The following is a 667-nucleotide window of genomic DNA, read 5'->3' as shown; positions in this document are numbered from 1 at the left end:
ACACTTTGGTCTCCCTACATGCTGCTACCCAAGCTACGGGACTCCGACTTTTATCCCGGTAGGTTTAACTTCTACTGAACATACTCACCTTCTCTGGACACACATTGGCAAAATACAAAAAACAAGAAGAGGATCGAAAGTAGGAAAGCATGAGTTTATAGGAGGATTTGCAGCAGTTATGCCAAAAGGAAATAGCGGTATTTTTAAACGTGAAGGAAGAGCAGCATTGCCAATACAAGAAGTAAAGCTACCACTGAAACCTGAAGGCTCAAGAATAATAAAAGACCTTGTTGATTATGAGAGTGAGAGAGTGTTTGAGAAATACTTTAAGCATGAGCTAAACTATATTTTAAAGATATGACAAAGTTCTGGAAAGATTTACATCAAGCAATTTGTACTAAGTTAAAGGAAGAAATACCGGCTATACAGACATGTGAAATTTATCCAGCAATAAGAAAAGAATTATTAGCGCCAGCGTTATTTGTAGAGCTTGTGAGTTTAGAATCTGGAAAAGATCCTGGAACAGAAGAATTAGCATTGAAAGCCAGGTTTGAAGCGAGGATTGTCGTTGATGGAACAGTCGAGGATTCCTCGGTAGTTGTTAGAACCTGTTAAGGATCTCGAAAATATGAGGTAAAATAAGCATAGTTAAGAAAGAGGTATATCT

The 667-nt window shown here is 37.8% G+C and carries 2 pseudogenes; both read left to right on the top strand.

Annotation, left to right across the window (positions count from 1 at the left end):
* Positions 1–361: pseudogene (locus tag OZD61_RS05715) on the top strand (hypothetical protein); the annotation flags it as partial.
* A pseudogene (locus tag OZD61_RS05710) lies at positions 358–609 on the top strand (hypothetical protein); the annotation flags it as partial. The pseudogenes OZD61_RS05715 and OZD61_RS05710, both read left to right, overlap by 4 nt.
* Positions 610–667: the final 58 nt, after the last annotated feature.

The sequence above is a fragment of the Wolbachia endosymbiont of Drosophila bocki genome (genome assembly GCF_028982005.1).
GTDB lineage: Bacteria > Pseudomonadota > Alphaproteobacteria > Rickettsiales > Anaplasmataceae > Wolbachia > Wolbachia pipientis.
This window is presented reverse-complemented; position numbering and strand designations above follow the sequence as displayed.